The 18,279-nt window shown below is 64.3% G+C and carries 17 protein-coding genes and 1 tRNA gene; 11 read left to right on the top strand and 7 right to left on the bottom strand.

Features of this window, described 5'->3' with window-relative positions:
- Positions 1–2: 2 nt before the first annotated feature.
- Positions 3–422, top strand: coding sequence for a type II secretion system protein N (locus E4O92_RS16725; RefSeq protein WP_135190844.1), 420 nt, complete (start codon positions 3–5; stop codon positions 420–422).
- A 280-nt stretch (positions 423–702) separates the two neighbouring features.
- On the top strand, positions 703–924 hold the full coding sequence (locus E4O92_RS16730; protein ID WP_135190843.1) for a hypothetical protein: 222 nt from the start codon (positions 703–705) through the stop codon (positions 922–924).
- 493 nt (positions 925–1,417) lie between these two features.
- On the opposite strand, the gene E4O92_RS16735 is transcribed toward E4O92_RS16730, so the two are convergent.
- From E4O92_RS16735 to E4O92_RS16755, 5 genes are all read right to left on the bottom strand, one after another.
- Positions 1,418–1,834: a hypothetical protein gene (locus E4O92_RS16735; protein ID WP_135190842.1), complete on the bottom strand. Its 417-nt coding sequence runs from the start codon at positions 1,832–1,834 to the stop codon at positions 1,418–1,420.
- The gene (locus E4O92_RS16740) at positions 1,831–2,277 is read right to left on the bottom strand and encodes a BPSL0067 family protein (protein ID WP_135190841.1); all 447 of its coding nucleotides are present in this window, start codon (positions 2,275–2,277) and stop codon (positions 1,831–1,833) included. The genes E4O92_RS16735 and E4O92_RS16740 overlap by 4 nt, the downstream gene beginning before the upstream one ends.
- Before the next feature lie 12 nt (positions 2,278–2,289).
- Positions 2,290–2,781 (bottom strand): Hcp family type VI secretion system effector, encoded by a 492-nt coding sequence (locus tag E4O92_RS16745; protein WP_135190840.1) that lies wholly within the window; start codon positions 2,779–2,781, stop codon positions 2,290–2,292.
- Positions 2,782–3,362: 581 nt separating this feature from the next.
- Positions 3,363–3,438 (bottom strand) — tRNA-Lys (locus E4O92_RS16750).
- Between the two features lie 72 nt (positions 3,439–3,510).
- Complete coding sequence (locus E4O92_RS16755) at positions 3,511–5,922, bottom strand: bifunctional diguanylate cyclase/phosphodiesterase (RefSeq protein WP_135190839.1); 2,412 nt, start codon at positions 5,920–5,922, stop codon at positions 3,511–3,513.
- 110 nt (positions 5,923–6,032) lie between these two features.
- On the opposite strand from E4O92_RS16755, the gene E4O92_RS16760 reads away from it, so the two are divergent.
- Entirely contained in the window at positions 6,033–6,425 is a 393-nt protein-coding gene (locus E4O92_RS16760; protein WP_135190838.1) for a DUF1622 domain-containing protein, read from the top strand.
- Between the two features lie 190 nt (positions 6,426–6,615).
- On the opposite strand, the gene E4O92_RS16765 is transcribed toward E4O92_RS16760, so the two are convergent.
- A complete protein-coding gene (locus E4O92_RS16765; RefSeq protein ID WP_135190837.1) occupies positions 6,616–7,983 on the bottom strand; it encodes an enolase C-terminal domain-like protein in 1,368 nt (455 codons plus the stop codon).
- Between the two features lie 370 nt (positions 7,984–8,353).
- Entirely contained in the window at positions 8,354–8,695 is a 342-nt protein-coding gene (locus E4O92_RS16770) for a hypothetical protein (RefSeq protein ID WP_135190836.1), read from the bottom strand.
- A gap of 291 nt (positions 8,696–8,986) precedes the next feature.
- Between E4O92_RS16770 and E4O92_RS16775 the strand changes: the two genes are divergently transcribed.
- From E4O92_RS16775 to xylG, 8 genes are all read left to right on the top strand, one after another.
- Positions 8,987–10,105 (top strand): LacI family DNA-binding transcriptional regulator, encoded by a 1,119-nt coding sequence (locus E4O92_RS16775; RefSeq protein ID WP_135190835.1) that lies wholly within the window; start codon positions 8,987–8,989, stop codon positions 10,103–10,105.
- Between the two features lie 421 nt (positions 10,106–10,526).
- The gene (locus E4O92_RS16780) at positions 10,527–10,835 is read left to right on the top strand and encodes a hypothetical protein (RefSeq protein WP_135190834.1); all 309 of its coding nucleotides are present in this window, start codon (positions 10,527–10,529) and stop codon (positions 10,833–10,835) included.
- Positions 10,828–12,018, top strand: a complete 1,191-nt coding sequence (locus E4O92_RS16785; protein WP_135190833.1) for a fumarylacetoacetate hydrolase family protein — start codon at positions 10,828–10,830, stop codon at positions 12,016–12,018. Before E4O92_RS16780 ends, E4O92_RS16785 begins: the two co-directional genes overlap by 8 nt.
- 28 nt (positions 12,019–12,046) lie before the next feature.
- Positions 12,047–12,838: a D-xylose 1-dehydrogenase gene (gene xylB, locus E4O92_RS16790; protein WP_135190832.1), complete on the top strand. Its 792-nt coding sequence runs from the start codon at positions 12,047–12,049 to the stop codon at positions 12,836–12,838.
- Positions 12,835–13,713, top strand: coding sequence for an SMP-30/gluconolactonase/LRE family protein (locus E4O92_RS16795; protein WP_135190831.1), 879 nt, complete (start codon positions 12,835–12,837; stop codon positions 13,711–13,713). The genes xylB and E4O92_RS16795 overlap by 4 nt, the downstream gene beginning before the upstream one ends.
- A 4-nt stretch (positions 13,714–13,717) precedes the next feature.
- Positions 13,718–15,499: an IlvD/Edd family dehydratase gene (locus E4O92_RS16800; RefSeq protein WP_135190830.1), complete on the top strand. Its 1,782-nt coding sequence runs from the start codon at positions 13,718–13,720 to the stop codon at positions 15,497–15,499.
- Positions 15,500–15,597: 98 nt separating this feature from the next.
- Complete coding sequence (gene xylF, locus E4O92_RS16805; protein WP_135190829.1) at positions 15,598–16,602, top strand: D-xylose ABC transporter substrate-binding protein; 1,005 nt, start codon at positions 15,598–15,600, stop codon at positions 16,600–16,602.
- Positions 16,603–16,716: 114 nt separating this feature from the next.
- A complete protein-coding gene (gene xylG / locus E4O92_RS16810; protein WP_135190828.1) occupies positions 16,717–18,270 on the top strand; it encodes a D-xylose ABC transporter ATP-binding protein in 1,554 nt (517 codons plus the stop codon).
- The last annotated feature ends 9 nt before the right edge of the window (positions 18,271–18,279 follow it).

Consider the following 18,279-nt stretch of genomic DNA (forward strand, 5'->3'; position numbering starts at 1 on the left):
CAATGAAGCACTGGCCATTTTGCGTGTGCATCGCCCTGTGCGCCGTCGTGAAGGCTTCCCCGCTGGCATGGGGAGCTGCCATGGACGGCGTACGGGCGCCGGCAAGGTCCCACACGATTGAGCTGAAGGGCATGCTCGCGGCCGGAAGGGCCAGCCTTGCATTGCTGTCGGTCGACCACGCGCCAGCCCGGCTGTTCGCGATCCATGCGCAGGTTGCCGGCGGCGTCAGCGTGGTTGCAGTGACAGCAGACGATGTGACGCTGTCCGACGGCCGCGTGCTGCGCCCCGTGGCAAGCCCCAGGCAGGTGGCAGAGGAGACCGGCGAGGACAGGCTTCCGGTGGCGCGCGTGCAGGTGACGACGAGGGCGCCCGACCTGCGCGGCGGGCGCGTCGAGCAGATCCACGTCAGCCAGGTCGAGTAGCGCGCGGCGGCCTAGTCAGGGGGGGCTCGATGGATTCGATTTGTTTGATCAAGCGGATATAAGCGTCCGGCAGGCCAATGAGGATGCGCGCCGCTTTAATGCGTGGTCGCCACGACCGATCGCTGGGTGGAAGCGGCGCTGGGCCGTTTCATTCAGCTGGCGACCGAGCAGCTCATGGTGCCGGATGTCTACAGACCGGGCCGGCGCCCTGTCCATACCAGCAGCGTGTCCTTGCGATAACTTATAATTCGCCTCTTATTTGAGTTGAGAGGATGGTCGCATGACCTACGAAGAATATCTGGACGAAGTCACGACGCTGATCTTCGAGAAATACGGCGTGGCCGAAGCCGCCGCCGTCAAGCTGGTGGTCAACGCGCAGGACGAGGAATTTTTCGTCAAACACGACGAAGACAAGAAACTGCGCACCATCGACCAGGCGCATAAAGACGCCAAGACCATCTACGAAGCAGCGCAGAGCGGCAAGCAAAAGCCAGCTCGCTAAGCATGTGCTGAATCTGGTTCAGGCGTCTCCTGCGTAAATGATGTCGGGCTGGCTGGGATAGCCCACGCTGGCCCGGATGTGGCGCCAGCATGGCGTCCCATTTTTTCAGTAGCGCTTCTATGTCATCGGCACCGGTCAATGGGATTCTTCGGTTGTCGTGAGCTGGCTGTTCATCAGGGGGCGGTAGGGGCCATCCCGCGTTGCAGTTCCTGATGGCGGCCCTGCTGCACAACCGTGCCTTGTTCGAATACGGCAATGCGGTCGGTTTTGACGATGGTTGAAAGCGGTGGGCAATGATGATGGTTGTGGCCTTGCATCAGCAGCACTCTAACCCGGCCCTTTAACAGTCGGAACGAGCATGAGGATCGGGATTATGCGGATGCAGGCACCAGTCAGGCTTGCCGCTGTAAAGCCCCGAGCGTCAACCGGACTGAAATCCTTTTGGGACAGCCAGGGAGAATCGTCCTGACCCGTTCGGTCGTATTGCAGGCGCTCACTTGCAGACAAACTTAATGTCCATCGGGTCGCGACCCACCTTATTCCGAATTTTCATCGTGCAGGTCTTGACCCTGTCGCGGTCATGCTTTAACTCCTCCCACCAAGCAATGCTGGTGCCCTTACCGTAATAGCAAACGAACCATCTGGTATCGAGCGGCATCTCAATGTCAGTACCCCCTTTCACCTTGCTTTCGGGGCCGCCGTGGAACTCGATTCGGGGCTTAAAGTTGTAGGGAGAGCCCATCGCGCTTGCACCTGACAGCTCTTCCCTCGCGACGATGCCCTTTCCGTTGTGCCTGTACGGGACCTCTGCGAGAGCCGTGTCTTCCCACGGATAGAACTTCGGGCACTCAACCTCCTGCGCTTGAGCGGTAGAGATGAGGGTCAGGCAAACAAATAAAAAGTTTTTCATGGCACCACCACCACATAGAATTCGCTGGCATTGTCGGACGGTGCCTTCCTCCTGCGTTTCGCTTCCTCGGGGGTATAGGCAGCAAGTCCCCGCTCGCCGACGCCTCCTCTCTTGTTGACCCATTGGTCGATCATCGAAAAATGGCATGGCTCCCCGTTCGACATGACTCTCCCGTACTCGTATCGTTGGAAGAGCCCAGCGTGATAATTATGTTCATTCGGGTATTTTAAGTAACCGTTGACGAGCTTGAAGTTGGCAATGACGGTGCCGGGAAGGAGGAAAGCGAGATCAACTACCCTCGGCCCCGGGAGCCATCGGCCCGTGTAACCAACATCTGTGAGCACTTGGGGGAGCCTGGCGCACTGTCCGTTGTCGATGTACTGATTTGCCCACTTCTCCTTTAGCTCCTCAAGATCGCCTTGGTATATAACGTTGCGGGCCATGTCGACCTCGCCTTACACGCACTTGTTTGCTGCACAGTCCCATCCGCCCGCGGTGCTGCCTTCTGCACCGCCCTTGATGCTTTGCTTGGTATACGTCCACTTCATTTTCGAGTAGGCCAAGTGAACCTGCTCGGTGATTATCCCGCCATCGCCACTGTTCGGCGTTACACCGGAGATCATCACGTTCTCTAATTCGATCGTATAGTAGTTGACCGGCTTGCCAACGCCATCAGCCCGCATAAACTCGATCCTGGCCTTGGGGATCGTCCTACCCATCGCACAGTGCTGCTGGAGGATTGGAGAGGATAGGTCGGCCAGTTTCTTGAATGTGAGATTGGACAGCTCCGACCTACCGCTGGTATGACCTCCGGCAGTTGATAGTGAGGCCGCCCTCGGCTGGTGGATGCTCCATGTGACGTGGGAAATCTCAATCCAGTTCTTGTGCTTGTCGTCCATCGATTCACCCTTGATGCCTTCGATCTGCAGATATGCGTCGATTGCCATCGTGCTTCTCCTATAGTTGGTCTACTTGCTGGGTTTGCCGGCCACGCGCTGTCTGCGGGCGGTTCGGTTTGGTCAGTACCCGTAGGGGTAGAGCGAGCGTCAAGCAATGCTAGGCGTGGTCGAGCTGATTGGCTTCCCGTTGGCGCAAAGGGCAACGCCCAAGACGCGAAGTGCCGTGTCGGCGTCGTGCCGGTTATTTGTCTTGCGCCGTTCAATCCAGCCGCGAGGTGGGATACGCTCTTGCATGACGATTGCCTCCAGAAATAGATTGGATTCCGAAGCGCCATTGTTGCGTGGCTTGCCCTGTAGGAGGTTGGCTGCTATCAATTCGGCTGGTGCGTGCGATCAATGGGTCGACTTCCCGCGCGACGCGCAAGATGGGGGGGCAGGTTAGTGACAATTGAAGCGCAAACGGTGGCTGAGGATGTCGAGTGACCGGCGCCAATAGGTGTGCCAAGCGGTGCCAAATCCGGTGCCGCGCTATGGGGCCGACGGCACAAGAGGTGGAGGCGCGCAGTGCCGCGGAAACAAAAAAGGCGTCACGATCACTCGTAACGCCTTCATTTGCTACTGCTAAATTCTGGTAGGCCGTGCTGGGCTCGAACCAGCGACCAACGGATTAAAAGTCCGCTGCTCTACCAACTGAGCTAACGACCCGGAAGGCAGCATTATAGCGGCTTCGTTCCGATCGGCCAAGAGGGAACGCGCATTCGCACCATGCCGGACCGCTCAAGGCACATCGGCCAGCTGGGGCAGCAGGGGCGTAAACTCGGCGGCCGGGACCGGGCGGCCGAAGTAATACCCTTGGAATTCGTCGCATCCCAGCTCGCGCAAGGCGTCGACCTGGGCAGCCGTTTCCACGCCTTCGGCCGTCACCCGGAACCCGAGCTCGGATGCGATCGAGATGACCGCGCCGATGATCCTGCGGTCGCGCGTATCGTCCGGCAGCCCCGCGACGAACGCTTTGTCGATCTTCAGGCCGTCGATCGGCAGGTGTTTGAGGTAGGCCAGGCTGGAGTAGCCGGTGCCGAAGTCGTCGACCACGACCGACACGCCCAGCGCGCGCAGCTGGTGCAGGGCGTGGACGGTTTCCGTCGGGTCGCGCATCAGCACGCCCTCGGTGATTTCCAGCTCCAGCCGGTTGGCGCCGGCGCCGCGTTCGGCGATCAGCCTCGACACGGCGGCAGCCAGGTCGCGGCCGTTGAACTGGCGCGGCGACAGGTTGACTGCGATCCGGAATTCGTCCGGCAGTTGCGCGTCCCAGGCGCGCAGCTGGTCGCACGCGCTGCGCAGGACCCAGTCGCCGATGTCGACGATCGCGCCGGTCTGTTCGGCGAGCGGGATAAAGTCGGCAGGCGAGACGAGGCCCAGTTCGGCGCTGCGCCAGCGTACCAGCGCTTCGGCGCCCGTCAGGCGGCCGGTGCGGGCATCGAACTTGGGCTGGTAGTGCAGCACCAGTTCGTTGCGCGCCACCGCCTGCTTGAGCAGGTTCTGCATCCTGAGCCGTGCCGGCGCCGATTCGTTCAGTGCCGGCTTGAACACGCAGTAGCCGCTGCGCTTGTCGCGCTTGGCCTGGTACATCGCCACGTCGGCGTTCTGCAGCAGCGCGTCGACATCCGTCCCGTGTTCGGGCGAGAGCGCGATGCCGGCGCTGGCCGACAGGAAGAACTTGTGTTCGCCGACCTCGATCGGACGCAGGATCTGCTCCCTGAGCGCCACGGCCAGGCGCGACACCGATTCGGCGCCGCACGCCTGGCGCACCAGGATCACGAATTCATCGCCGCCCAGGCGCGCGGCCATGGCGTCGGTGCGCGCGGCGGCGGCGTCGACCAGCCGCTGCGCGACCTGGGTCAGGACCCTGTCGCCGACCGGGTGGCCGAGGCTGTCGTTGATTTCCTTGAAGCCGTCCAGGTCGAGCAGGATGATCGCCGGGCGCCGCGCGCCACCGACGGCCGACAGCGCCTCGTTCAATGCGTCGCGCAGCGCATTGCGGTTGGGCAGGCCGGTGAGCGGGTCATGCATTGCGAGGAAGTGCAGGCGCTTGCGGTCTTCCTCCAGCCGGCCGGCCATGCTGTCGAACGCGCTCGCCAGCTCGCCCAGTTCGCCGCGCGCCTGGATCCGGCCGACGCGCGTCGAATAATCGCCTTGCCGCAGCGAGTTCGCGGCGCGCCACACGGCCCGGATCGGGCTCGAGACCAGGCGTTCGCTGGCGAACCATGCGAGCGACAGCGCAATGATGACGACCACGGCGATTGCGCCGGTATGCAGCGCGGTGTCCCAGACCACCTCGTCCAGCGCGGCATCCACCGGCACCCCGACCCGCACACCGATTGCGCCGTTGGTCGAGACGAACAACGGGACGTAGACGGTGGCCCGGCGCACGCTGTCGGGCCATACTTCCTCGTGTGCCAGCGGCGTGGTGCTGGCCAGTTGGGGGCGCAGCGCCCGCCATTCCTGCATCCGCTGACCGGCATATGCGAACGAAGCAGGCGCCGATGCGACCACGGTGGCTTGGTCGTCCACCACGACTGCCACCGTGTCGGCCGGCAGACGCAGGCGCGCGACCGCTTGCTGCAGCGCGTTGGCCAGCCAGCGCGCGTCCAGGGCCAGGATCAGCACATACTTGAGCTGGTTGCCGTCTCCTCGCACTGGACGGCTGAAGACGATCGATGGCTTGTCCGAGAGACGACTGGTCAGCAGGTTGCTGATCGTAAAGCTGCCCGTTTGCCGCACTTGGCGAAAATACGCCCTGTCCGCCACGTTGATAATGCCGCGCGCGCCGTTGTCGTTGCACATGATCGTGCCGTCCGGCATGGTCAGCGCCACCGAATTGAAATAGGGGTGCGTCTTGAGCAGCGGATCGAACAGCTGCCTCACTGCGGCGCAATCATTCGGCCGCAGGTTCTCCAGCTGGCGCGCCAGGTGCGCCATGTAATCGTTCGGTTCCGGCAGGATCACCTTCGGATGGTCGGCGATCAGCAGGGCCGAATCGGTCGCTTCCATATAGGTATGGCTGACCCGTACCTGGTACAGGGCGGCGGCTTGCAGGCTGAGGATGATGGTGACCGGCGTGACGATGAGGAGCACCAGCAGCACGATTCTCGCGCGCAGGCTGATTCCTCGCAGGGTAATTCTTGGCAACAGGTCTCTCCAGCTATGAACGGCGGAAATGATAACATTGGCATGGTTGGCTTGCGCGCCACCGCTCGGCGCGGCATGCGTGCTGCGCCGCGCCAGTCTAAGATGCTGGCATGGCCGGGCTCTCCGCCGCGGCCGTCCGTGCGGAGGCTGCCTTGTTTGGACAGATCGAGGAACAGGTCAGGAGCGCAGTCGAGTGGCTCAGGCTGGTGGTCGAGACGCTTGGCGCGTTCGTCATCGCAGTCGGGGTGGTCGTGGTCATCGCCGGGCTGGTACGCCACGTTTTGACGGACCGCGGCAGCGGCTTTACGCCGATCCGGCTGGCGTTCGCGCGCTACCTGACGCTGGCGCTGGAATTGCAGCTGGCGGCCGACATCCTGTCCACTTCAGTGGCGCCGACCTGGGACCGGATCGGGAAACTGGCCGCGATCGCGGTGATCCGGACTGGGCTCAACTACTTTCTGAGCAAGGAGCTCAGAGACGAGGGCGGCGGCGCAGGGACCTGACTGGACAAAAACAAACACCCGCTGCTTATCTCGTCGTTCCCGCGAAGGCGGGCACAGCGCCACTGGCGCTATTCCCCCCATGCTGAGTTGGAGCGGAGATTGCATACGCCGCTAGAATGCGACCTCTGCATGGGGCCGCGCCTGCGCGGGAAGTCGTTCTCGCCAGTGGCGGAAACGACGGTTAGGAACCTTAACGCACCATGCTCGGCCGCTTGGGGTCGTAGGTCCACCCCGGCACCAGGTAGCGCATCGCCATCGCGTCGTCGCGCGCGCCGCCGGCCACCCGCTTGTACAGCTCGTGCGCCTGCGCGATGCGCTCCATGTCGGGCTCGATGCCAAGACCCGGTGCGTCCGGCACCGCCACCTGGCCATTGACGATCTTGAGCGGTTCGCGCGTCAGGCGCTCTTGGCCTTCCTGCCAGATCCAGTGGGTGTCGATCGCGGTGATGGCGCCCGGCGCGGCCGCGGCGGCGTGCGTGAACATCGCCAGCGACACGTCGAAGTGATTGTTCGAATGCGAGCCCCAGGTCAGGCCCCAGTCGTGGCATAGCTGCGCCAGCCGCACCGAACCTTGCATGGTCCAGAAGTGCGGATCGGCGAGCGGGATGTCGATCGCGCCCAGCAGGTGCGAATGCGACATCTGGCGCCAGTCGGTGGCCACCATGTTGGTCGCGGTCCGGATGCCGGTGGCGCGCTTGAATTCGGCCATGATCTCGCGTCCCGAGTAGCCGTTTTCAGGCCCGCACGGATCCTCGGCGTAGGCCAGCACATGGCCCTGGCCGCGGCAGGCGCGGATCGCATCGAACAGCGACCAGGCGCCGTTCGGATCGATCGTTGCGCGCGATTGCGGAAAGCGCCGCTTGATCGCGGCCACCGCCGCCACTTCCTCCTCCGGGTGCATCACGCCGCCCTTGAGCTTGAAGTCGCGAAAGCCGTATTTGTCGACGCTCGCCGCGGCCAGCTCCGCGATCGCCTCGGGCGTGAGCGCTTCTTCGTGGCGCATGCGGTACCAGCCGTCCTGGCCGTCACTAGTCAGGTAGGGCAGGTCGGTGCGGCGGCGCTCGCCGATGTAGAAGAGATAGGCGAGCATTGGCACGTGGGTGCGCTGCTGGCCGGCGCCGAGCAGGTCGCACACGGGCACGCCCAGGTGCTGGCCGAGCAGGTCGAGCAGCGCGGCTTCGACTGCGGTGATCACGTTCTCGAGGCGCAGGTTGATTTCGTGCGGCTGCCTGAGCACGGCCTCTTCAAAGCTCGAGGTTACCTGGTGGCTGGCGCCGCCAATCGCCTCGCGCAGCGCGTTCAGGGTGCGGTTGTAGCGCGCGATCTCGGTGCCGGTGACCAGTGGCACAGCCTTTTCCAGCGCGCGCAGGATGCCGTTCGACCCCGGCACCTCGCCCATGCCGACATGGCCGGCGCTATCTTCGAGCAGCACCAGGATGCGAGTGAAGTAGGGCGCATGCGCGCCGCACAGGTTGAGCAGCATGCTGTCATGACCGGCCACCGGAATTACCTGCATCCGGGTGACGGTCGGGCTGGCTGCCCGCGAAATTGGATTCATCGAACGGTTCTCCCAGGGTGAAAAAGTGTTAATCAGACAACGCTGGCGATCGCATAGATGGCGTTGCTGTTAGCATTTTTTCTACCTATAATGGTTGCGCTATCATTTAACCAGTGTGAAGGAATTCCGATGTCGAGTCAATCTATTATGGCTGCCGGCTTGCTCGGCATCCTGCTTAGCGCCTGCGCTGCCACCGGCAACGTCGACACTTGCGCGACTGGCGCCGGGAACGGCCACTAGGTCGCGTCCTGGGGCACGGCGCAGCTGGTGCCGGACAAGCAGAACGAGCTTCCCGCCGCACATTGGGTTGACGCCACCTTGCGCCAGATCGTGCGCGTTTCGCTCGGCGGGCGGTCGGTGCGCGTGCGGATCAGCAATGCCTTCGGCACCGAGCCGCTGGTGATCGATGCGGCCAGCCTGGCGCTGGCGGCCGCCCCCCGGCCGCGCCGACGTCGACCTGTCCAGCATGCGGGCGCTGCGCTTCGATGGCAGCGCTACCGTAACAATTCCGGCAGGCGGGGTCCAGGTTGTCCCAGTGGTTCAGTACCCGCAGCGGCAGTTGCGGCTTTGATTTCAGCGCCAGCGTGCCGGCCCCGGCGCCGCCATTGACCTGCAAGTGGCGCAGGTAGGCGAAGCTCCCGTACAGCAGGCCGATGTCGCTGTTGGCCGCGATGACGGTCACGTCGGCGTTCGACAAGCGAGTGCGCTCCACCAGGTAGTGCGGGGAGGGGGCGCTAACGCAGCCACAGGTCGTAGCCGTCCTCATCGAAGGCCTGGGCGGCGGTGGTCAGCAAAATGCCTGGCAGGAAAGCGGCGAGAAGCCGCGCGAATGATCGGTGCACTTGGGTCGCCTGGTTATTCTTGGTCTGCTCGGGAATGTTTGCGCAAACCTTTAAATTGAGGATATGCTTTCTTATATTTCTCCGGCTATAAACGGTAGTCGAAGGTGAACTGTTAGCTATGTTAAGATAGCGCAAACAACAGGTTGCAGGATGCCGCGGAAATGAGTAAAACCAAAACGGATGCAGGCGGGGACGACGGCGAGCGCCGCGGCCAGCCAACCATGGCCGATGTTGCCAAGCTGGCGGGCGTGTCGGCGATGACCGTCTCGCGCGTGATGAACGGCAAGGGGCTGGTGCGCGAAAGTACCCGGCAAAAGGTGGCCGAGGCGATCGCCGCCCTGAACTACACGCCCAACCAGGAGGCGCGCAACCTGGCCGGTTCCAAGCCGATCCGCATCGGTTTCTTGTACAGTAATCCGAGTGCGGCCTACCTGAGCGAATTCCTGGTTGGCCTGCTGGGCCAGTCGGGCCTGAACAACGTCCAGCTGTTCGTGGAAAAGTGCGAGGCCGGCGAAAAAGAGGAAGAGCAGACCCGGCGCCTGATCGAGAATGGACTGGACGGCATCATCCTGCCGCCGCCGCTGTGCGACAGCGAGGCTGTGATCGACTGCATCGCGGCGGCCGACATCCCGGCCGTGGTGGTCGCCTGCGGCCTGCCCGACCAGCGCGTGGGCTCGGTCAGCATCGACGACTACCAGGCGGCTTACCGCATGGCGCGCCACCTGATAGCGCTCGGCCACCAGCGCATCGGCTTCGTGGTCGGCCACCCGAACCAGACCGCCAGCGCGCGGCGCCTGGCCGGCTATCGCGCAGCGATCGCGGAAACCGGCGCCGACGCGTCGGAAGAACTGGTGGTGCAGGGCATGTTCACCTACCGTTCGGGGCTGGACGCCGCCGAGCACCTGCTTGCGCTGGCCGACCGCCCGACCGCGATCTTTGCCAGCAACGACGACATGGCCGCGGCCGCGGTGGCGGTGGCGCACCGCCTGGGCCTGGATGTGCCGGGCGACCTGACGGTCACCGGTTTCGACGACACGGCGCTGGCGACCACGATCTGGCCCGAGCTGACCACGGTGCGCCAGCCGATCGCCGAAATGGCGCGCGAAGCGGTGCAGGCGGTGGTGCGGCGCGTGCGCGCGCTGCGCGAAGGCGGGCCGGCGGCGCCGGAGCAGGTGACGATGGACTTCGAGTTGGTGCGACGGCAGTCGGATGCGGCGCCGCGGACCCGTCCGCCGTCAGGGCTGCCGCTCGCGCCGAACAGGCAGCGTTACGTGAGCTGATTACCACGGCCAGTTGCCGGAGGCGTAGGGTGGGCACCTGTGCCCACGCGGTTCGCGAACGCGGCGTAACGAAGCAGCAGCCGCAAGTCGGCATGCCGTGACCGCGTGCGCACAGGTGCGCACCCTACGCCGCTGATTCCCGTGAACGGCCCAATAACAACGCCGACGTCCCATAACGCATCCCGTAGGGTGGGCGGCTGTGCCGCCCACGCGTCCAGCAAACGCTGGCACAGTGGTTGTGCGTTCGGTTGATCCCCCCTCTGTTTGAACGCGTGGGCGGGAAACACGCTCACCCTACGACCTGCCGCCCGCTCCCCACTCGAGCTTCTTCAGCAGAAGATCGAATATCAATTGACAAGGTCGAAGATGCCCGCATAGACTTGAATGGTTGCGATAACATTTCTGTTAATGGAATGTTTGCATGCGAACGGCAGACAAACAACAACAAGAGTGGAGACAACAGTCATGGGTATCAAACGCAGACAGTTCCTCGCATCCGTTGGCGGGCATGGCGGGCATCGCCGCCGTTCCCGCAGCCGTCGCAGCTAACAAAGCCAATAATGGCGCCGTGCCCGTCTATAAGCTGGCCAGCGCACCGGTCAACGCGCGCATCGAAGACCTGCTCGCGCGCATGACGCTCGAGGAAAAGATCGCGCAGATGCAGTGCGTGTGGCTGACCAAGTCCGATCTTCAGAACTCGGACATAACAAACGAGAGGAATCATGACTAATCAAGCCACCTTGCTGCCCGAGGACCTGGAGCACGCGCTGCTGGTCGGCCGCGTCTGGCGCATTGGTGTGGGTCCGACCGTGGTCGCGGTGCGCGGCGGTCGCTTGGTCGACATCACGCTTCATGCGGCGACGGTGTCCGACCTGTTCGAACGCCACGATCTGACAAGCCTGGTGCGCGACGCCGACGGCGAAGACCTCGGCTCGGCCCAGGAGCTGGTCGAGGCTGCCCTGCGCGGCGAGGCTGGGCCGAACGGCCTGCGCCTCTTGGCGCCGTGCGACCTGCAGGCGATCAAGGGTTGCGGCGTGACCTTCGCGGTCAGCTTGCTCGAGCGCGTAATCGAGGAACAGGCCAAGGGTATTCCGGCGCGCGCCGCCGAGCTGCGCCAGCAGATCCAGGCCTGCATCGGCTCGAACCTGTCGGACATTCGACCCGGCTCGGATGGCGCGATGCGCCTGAAAGCCCAGCTGATCGAGCAGGGCCTGTGGTCGCAGTACATGGAAGTGGGCATCGGCCCGGACGCCGAGGTGTTTACCAAGTCGCAGCCGATGTCGGCGGTGGGCCACGGCGCGGCCGTTGGCCTGCACCCGGCTTCGCACTGGAACAACCCGGAGCCGGAGATCGTTCTGGCCGTGAACAGCCAGGGCCAGGTGGTCGGCGCGACGCTTGGCAACGACGTCAACCTGCGCGACATCGAGGGCCGCAGCGCTCTCCTGCTGGGCAAGGCCAAGGACAACAACGGCTCGTGCGCGATCGGCCCGTTCATCCGCCTGTTCGACGGCGGCTTTTCGATGGACACGCTGCGCCAGCTCGAGGTGCGCATGCGGATCGACGGCGTGGACGATGGCTTCGAACTGGCCGGTGCCAGCCGCATGCGCGAGATCAGCCGCGATCCGCTCGACCTGGTCGCGCAGACTTGCGGCCCCCATCACCAATACCCGGACGGCTTCATGCTCTTCCTCGGCACCATGTTCTCGCCGATCAAAGACCGCGACGCCGCCGGTGCAGGCTTCACCCATCATCCGGGCGACCGCGTCAGCATTTCGACGCCATCGCTCGGCACACTGGTCAACACCGTCCAGCGCAGCGACGAGATTGCGCCCTGGACCTTCGGCGTGCGCGCCCTGTATCACAACCTGGCGCAACGCGGCCTGCTCGCGCCGCCGGACAGTCGCGCCGGCTGAGCCGGCGCAATCATTCGAAAGACACTTCATGCCTGACAACACAGAACAAGCCTGGGTCTATGCGACCTATCCTGACCTCGCCGGCAAGCGCGTCGTCATCACCGGCGGCGGCAGCGGCATCGGCGCCGAACTGGTGACCGCGTTTGCCGGACAGGGAGCTCGCGTCTATTTTCTGGACATCGCCGAGGAAGCCTCGCGCGAACTCGCGCAGGCCCTGAGCCGTGCGCGCCATGCCCCGCGCTTCATCAAATGCGACTTGACCGACCTTGACGCGCTCAAGGCGAGCTTCGCCGCGATCGAACAGGAAGCGGGCGGCGTCGACATCCTGCTTAACAATGCCGCCAACGACGACCGTCACGAGATCGAAGAGGTCACACCAAGCTACTGGGACAACCGGATGGCGGTCAACCTGCGCCACAAGTTCTTCTGCTCGCAGGCGGTGATCCCGGGTATGAAAAAGCGTGGCTATGGTGTGATCCTGAACTTCGGTTCGATCTCGTGGTACCTGGCGTCGTCGCAGCTCGACCTGTACATGACGGCCAAGGCAGGCATCGAGGGCATGACGCGCGGGATGGCGCGCGACCTGGGCCGCTACGGCATCCGTGCCAACACCGTGGTGCCGGGCGCCGTGCGCACTCCACGCCAGCAGGCGTTGTGGCACAACCCGGAAGAGGAGGCGCGCATCCTGGCCGGCCAGTGCATGCCCAAGCGGGTCGAGATGCAGGACGTGGCGGCACTGGCGCTGTTCCTGGCCTCGAACAACGCGCGCCACTGCACCGGCCGCGAGTATTTCGTCGATAACGGCTGGTACGGGGCATGAACAGCACCGCGCCCCGCTGCGTGTGGGAGGTGCAGGCCACCTTGGGAGAGGGCGTGCTGTGGCACGCTTCCCGCGACTGCGTCTATTTCGTCGACATCAAGGGCAAGCAGATTCACCGCTGTTCGCCTGACGGCAGCGTGCGCCGCAGCTGGAGCGCGCCGTCACAGGTGAGCTTTATCGTGCCGGTCGAAGGCGGCGGCCTGGTCTGCGGCCTCGAGGACGGTTTGTATCGCTTTATCGAGGAGAGCGGCGAATTCGTGCCGCTGCGCCAGGTAGAGTCCGACCTGCCCGGCAACCGCTTCAATGACGGCCACGTGGATGCCGCGGGGCGCCTGTGGTTCGGTTCAATGGACAACGCCGAGGCGATGCCTTCGGGCGTGCTGTACCGCTTCGATGGCGCGGGCGCTGCGCACGCGATGGGCACCGGCTACGTGATCACCAACGGCCCGGCGATCAGCCCGGACGGCCGCACGCTGTACCACACCGACACGCTGGACAAGGTCATTTACGCGTTCGACATGGCGCCAGATGGTGGCCTGTCCAACAAGCGCGTGTTCGTGACCATCGAAGGCGGCGGCTACCCGGACGGGATGGCGGTGGACGTTGATGGCAACCTGTGGGTCTGCACCTTCGGCGGCTGGCGCATCGACCGCTTCGATGCACAAGGCACCAAGACCGGGACAATCGCATTCCCGTGTTCGAATATCACCAAGCTGGCCTTCGGCGGCAATGACCTGCGCACCGTCTTTGTGACGACCGCGCGCAAGGGGCTGTCGCAGGAAGAGCTGGCAGCGCAGCCGCTGGCTGGCGCTCTGTTCACGTTCCGGTCTGATACGCCGGGATTGCCGCAGCACGCGCTGCGGCTGCAGGAGTAAAACCATGAGAGACAACAACGGCAAACGGCGCTTCCGGTCGCAGGACTGGTTCGACAATCCGGAGCGCATCGACATGACGGCGCTGTACCTGGAGCGCTTCATGAACTACGGGATCACGCCCGAGGAGCTGCGTTCGGGTAAGCCGATCATCGGCATCGCCCAGAGCGGCAGCGATATTTCGCCGTGCAACCGCATCCACCTGGAGCTGGCCAAGCGCGTGCGCGATGGCATCCGCGATGCCGGCGGCATTCCGATGGAGTTCCCGCTGCACCCGATTTTCGAGAACTGCCGCCGCCCGACCGCGGCGCTCGATCGCAATCTGGCCTACCTGGGCCTGGTCGAGATTTTGCACGGCTACCCGATCGACGCGGTGGTGCTGACCACCGGCTGCGACAAGACCACGCCGTCGCAGCTGATGGCGGCAGCCACCGTCGACCTGCCCGCGATCGTGCTGTCCGGCGGTCCGATGCTCGACGGCTGGTTCGAAGCTGAACTGGTCGGCTCCGGCGCCGCGATCTGGAAGGCGCGCCGCCGCCTGGCAGCAGGCGAGATCGACAACGAAAAATTCATCCAGATCGCCACGGCGTCGGCGCCCTCGGCAGGCCACTGCAACACGATGGGCACCGCGTCGACCATGAACGCGATCGCCGAGGCGCTGGGCATGTCGCTGACCGGCTGCTCGGCCATTCCGGCACCGTATCGCGAGCGCGGCCAGATGGCCTACGAGACTGGCCGCCGGATCGTGGAAATGGCGCGCGAAGACCTGCGTCCATCAAGCATCCTCACGCGCGAGGCCTTCCTGGACGCGATCGTGGTCAATGCGGCGATCGGCGGCTCCAGCAACGCCCAGCCGCACATCATGGCCATGGCGCGTCACGCGGGCGTCGAGCTTACATCCGAGGACTGGATGAAGTACGGCTACGACGTGCCGCTGCTCCTGAACATGCAGCCAGCCGGTAAATACCTGGGCGAGCGCTTCCACCGCGCCGGCGGCGTGCCGGCCGTGATGTGGGAGCTGGAGCAGGCAGGGCTGCTGCGCGCGCAGCGCCCAACCGTGACCGGGCGCACGATGGCGGGCAACCTGGAAGGACGCGCAAGCGCGGACCGCGAGATGATCCGCCCGTTTGCCGATCCGCTCAAGGAGCGCGCCGGCTTCCTGGTACTGAAGGGCAACCTGTTCGACTTCGCGATCATGAAGACCAGCGTAATTTCGGAAGCCTTCCGTGCACGCTACTTGTCGACCCCGGGTTCGGAGAATCGCTTCGAATGCCGGGTGGTGGTGTTCGACGGTTCGGACGACTACCACCACCGCATCAACGATCCTTCGCTTGGCATCGACGAGCGCACCATGCTGGTGATCCGCGGCGCAGGCCCGCTCGGCTGGCCCGGCTCGGCCGAGGTGGTCAACATGCAGCCGCCCGACGAATTGATCCGCAAGGGCATCGCCGCACTGCCGACGCTTGGCGACGGCCGCCAGTCCGGCACTTCGGACAGCCCGTCGATCCTGAATGCCTCGCCTGAAAGCGCGGCCGGCGGCAACCTGGCGCTGCTGCGCACCGGCGACATCGTGCGGGTCGACCTGAACGCGGGCCGCTGCGACGTGCAGGTCCCGGACGACGAGTTGGAAGCGCGCCGGCGCGAGGCGCCGCCACAGGTGCCAGCCAGCCAGACCCCGTGGCAGGAGATCTACCGCGCCACGGTGGGCCAGCTGCACACCGGCGCCTGCCTTGAACTGGCGCTGCCGTACCGCGGCGTCGGACACGACATGCCGCGCCATAATCACTGAGGGCCGTATTCAGTAACCTTAGTGGCATTTTTTCAAGCAGAATGGTGTCCGGCCCAATTCGTCCGGGGCCGAAACAAATAAGACAAGGAGACGTAGCCATGAAAAAGATGATCCAAGTGGTGGGCCTGGCCTGCGCGATGCTGTTTTCCGCCGGGATGGCGCAGGCGGATGCCCAGCATCCGAAGATCGGCTTTTCGATCGACGACCTGCGGGTCGAGCGCTGGACCCGTGACCGCGACTACTTCACTCAGGCCGCCGAGCAGCTCGGCGCCAAGGTCTACGTGCAGTCGGCCGACGCCAGCGAGCAGCGCCAGATCGCCCAGATCGAGAACCTGATCTCGCGCGGCGTCGACGTGCTGGTGATCGTCCCTTACAACGCCACGGTGCTGAACAACGCGATCCGCGAAGCCAAGAAGGCCAAGATCAAGGTCGTGTCGTACGACCGCCTGATCCTGGGCGCCGACATCGACGCCTACATCTCCTTCGATAACAAGGCGGTGGGCGAGATGCAGGCGCAGTCGCTGGTCCAGGCCCGGCCGAAGGGCAACTACTACCTGCTGGGCGGCGCGCCGACCGACAACAACGCCAAGATCCTGCGCGAGGGCCAGCTGGCGGTGCTGCAGCCGCTGATCGACAAGGGCGATATCAAGGTCGTCGGCAAGCAGTGGGTCAAGGACTGGAGCGCGTCCGAGGCGATGTCCATCGTCGAGAACGCATTGACCGCCAACGGCAACAAGATCGACGCCGTGGTGGCATCCAATGACGGCACCGCCGGCGGTGCGGTGCAGGCGCTGGCAGCGCAGAAGCTGGCGGGCAAAGTGGTGGTCTCCGGCCAGGACGCCGACCTGGCGGCCGTGCGCCGCGTGATCGCCGGCACCCAGACTATGACCGTCTACAAGCCGCTCAAGCAGATCGCGTCCAGCGCCGCCAAGCTGGCGGTGCAGCTGGTGCGCGGCGAAAAGCCGACCTACAACTCGCAGCTCGACAACGGCTTCAAGAAGGTAGACAGCCTGCTGCTCAAGCCTATCCTGCTGAACAAGTCGAACGTCGACGTGCTGGTCAAGGACGGTTTCTACACTCAAGCTCAGCTGGCGGGCAAATAAGCGGGAAAATAAGCGGCGCGAGCCTGTTATTGGGCAGGCGCCCCCTGGCGCACGCGCTCGACGCGGCCAGGGGTGCCATCTCGCCCATTCAACAACCAATGAACTGAGTCTTGAATGTCCGGCTATCTGCTTGAAATGAAGGGCATCGCCAAGCGATTCGGCGGTGTCGCCGCGCTCGACGGGATCGACCTTGCGATCCGACCCGGCGAGTGCATCGGGCTGTGCGGCGAGAATGGCGCCGGCAAGTCCACCCTGATGAAGGTCCTGTCGGCGGTGTACCCGCACGGCACCTGGGATGGCGAAATCCTCCTGGACGGCAAACCGCTGCGTGCGCGTTCGGTGCGCGAGACGGAAGAGGCGGGGATCATCATCATCCACCAGGAACTGATGCTGGTGCCCGAGCTGTCGGTGGCCGAGAACATCTTCCTCGGGAATGAACTGACGCTGCCCGGCGGCCGCCTGAACTACCCGGCGATGAACCGCCGCGCCGAGGAGATATTGCGCGAGCTGAAGCTGCCGGATGTGAACGTGGTACTGCCGGTGAAGAACTACGGCGGCGGGCACCAGCAGCTGATCGAGATCGGCAAGGCGCTTAACAAGAAGGCGCGGCTGTTGATCCTCGATGAACCTTCGGCTTCGCTCACCGCGGCCGAGATCGAGGTGCTGCTCACGATCATCCGCGACCTCAAGGCCAAGGGCGTGGCCTGCGTCTACATCTCGCACAAGCTGGAAGAGGTCGCGGCCATCTGCGACACGATCGTCACCATCCGCGACGGCCGCCACATCGCCACCACCCCCATGCAGGAGATGAACGTCGAGCGCATCATCGCCCAGATGGTGGGGCGCGAAATGAATCAGCTTTACCCGGTCCTCGAACACGAGGTGGGCGAGGTGATCATGGAGGCGCGCGACGTCACGTGCTACGACGTCGACCAGCCGCAAAGAAAGCGCGTGGACAATGTCTCGTTCTCGCTCCGACGCGGCGAAATTCTGGGCATCGCGGGCCTGGTCGGTGCCGGCCGCACCGAGCTGGTGTCGGCGATCTTCGGCTCCTATCCGGGACAGCACGAGGGCGAGGTCTGGCTCGAAGGGCAGCGCATCGATACGTCCAACCCATTCAAGGCGATTCAGGCCGGCTTTGCGCTGGTGCCGGAAGACCGCAAGCACCACGGCATCGTGCGCGACCTGTCGGTGGGCGAGAACATCACGCTGTCGGTGCTTCAGCGCTTTTCGCGGATGACGCGCATCGACCAGAGCGCCGAGGTGCTGGCGGTCAATGCGCAGGTCGCGCGACTGGCCTTGAAGACCGCCAGCCCGGCGCTGCCGATCACCGCGCTCTCTGGCGGCAACCAGCAGAAGGCGGTGCTGGCCAAGATGCTGCTGACCGGGCCGAAGGTGCTGATCCTGGACGAGCCGACGCGCGGCGTGGACGTCGGCGCCAAGTTCGAGATCTACAAGCTGATGCTCGAGCTGGCTGCGCAGGGCATCTCGATCATCATGGTGTCGTCCGAACTGGCCGAGGTGCTGGGTGTGTCCGACCGGGTGCTGGTGATGGGGGAGGGGATACTGCGCGGCGAGTTCGTCAACCAGGGCCTGACCCAGGAAATGGTGCTGGCCGCGGCGCTGGGACAGGGCCAGGCAGCGCAGCTTGACACCACGCCGGCATGATGCAACCCA

The sequence above is a fragment of the Massilia horti genome (assembly GCF_004614195.1).
Classification (GTDB): domain Bacteria; phylum Pseudomonadota; class Gammaproteobacteria; order Burkholderiales; family Burkholderiaceae_D; genus Telluria; species Telluria horti.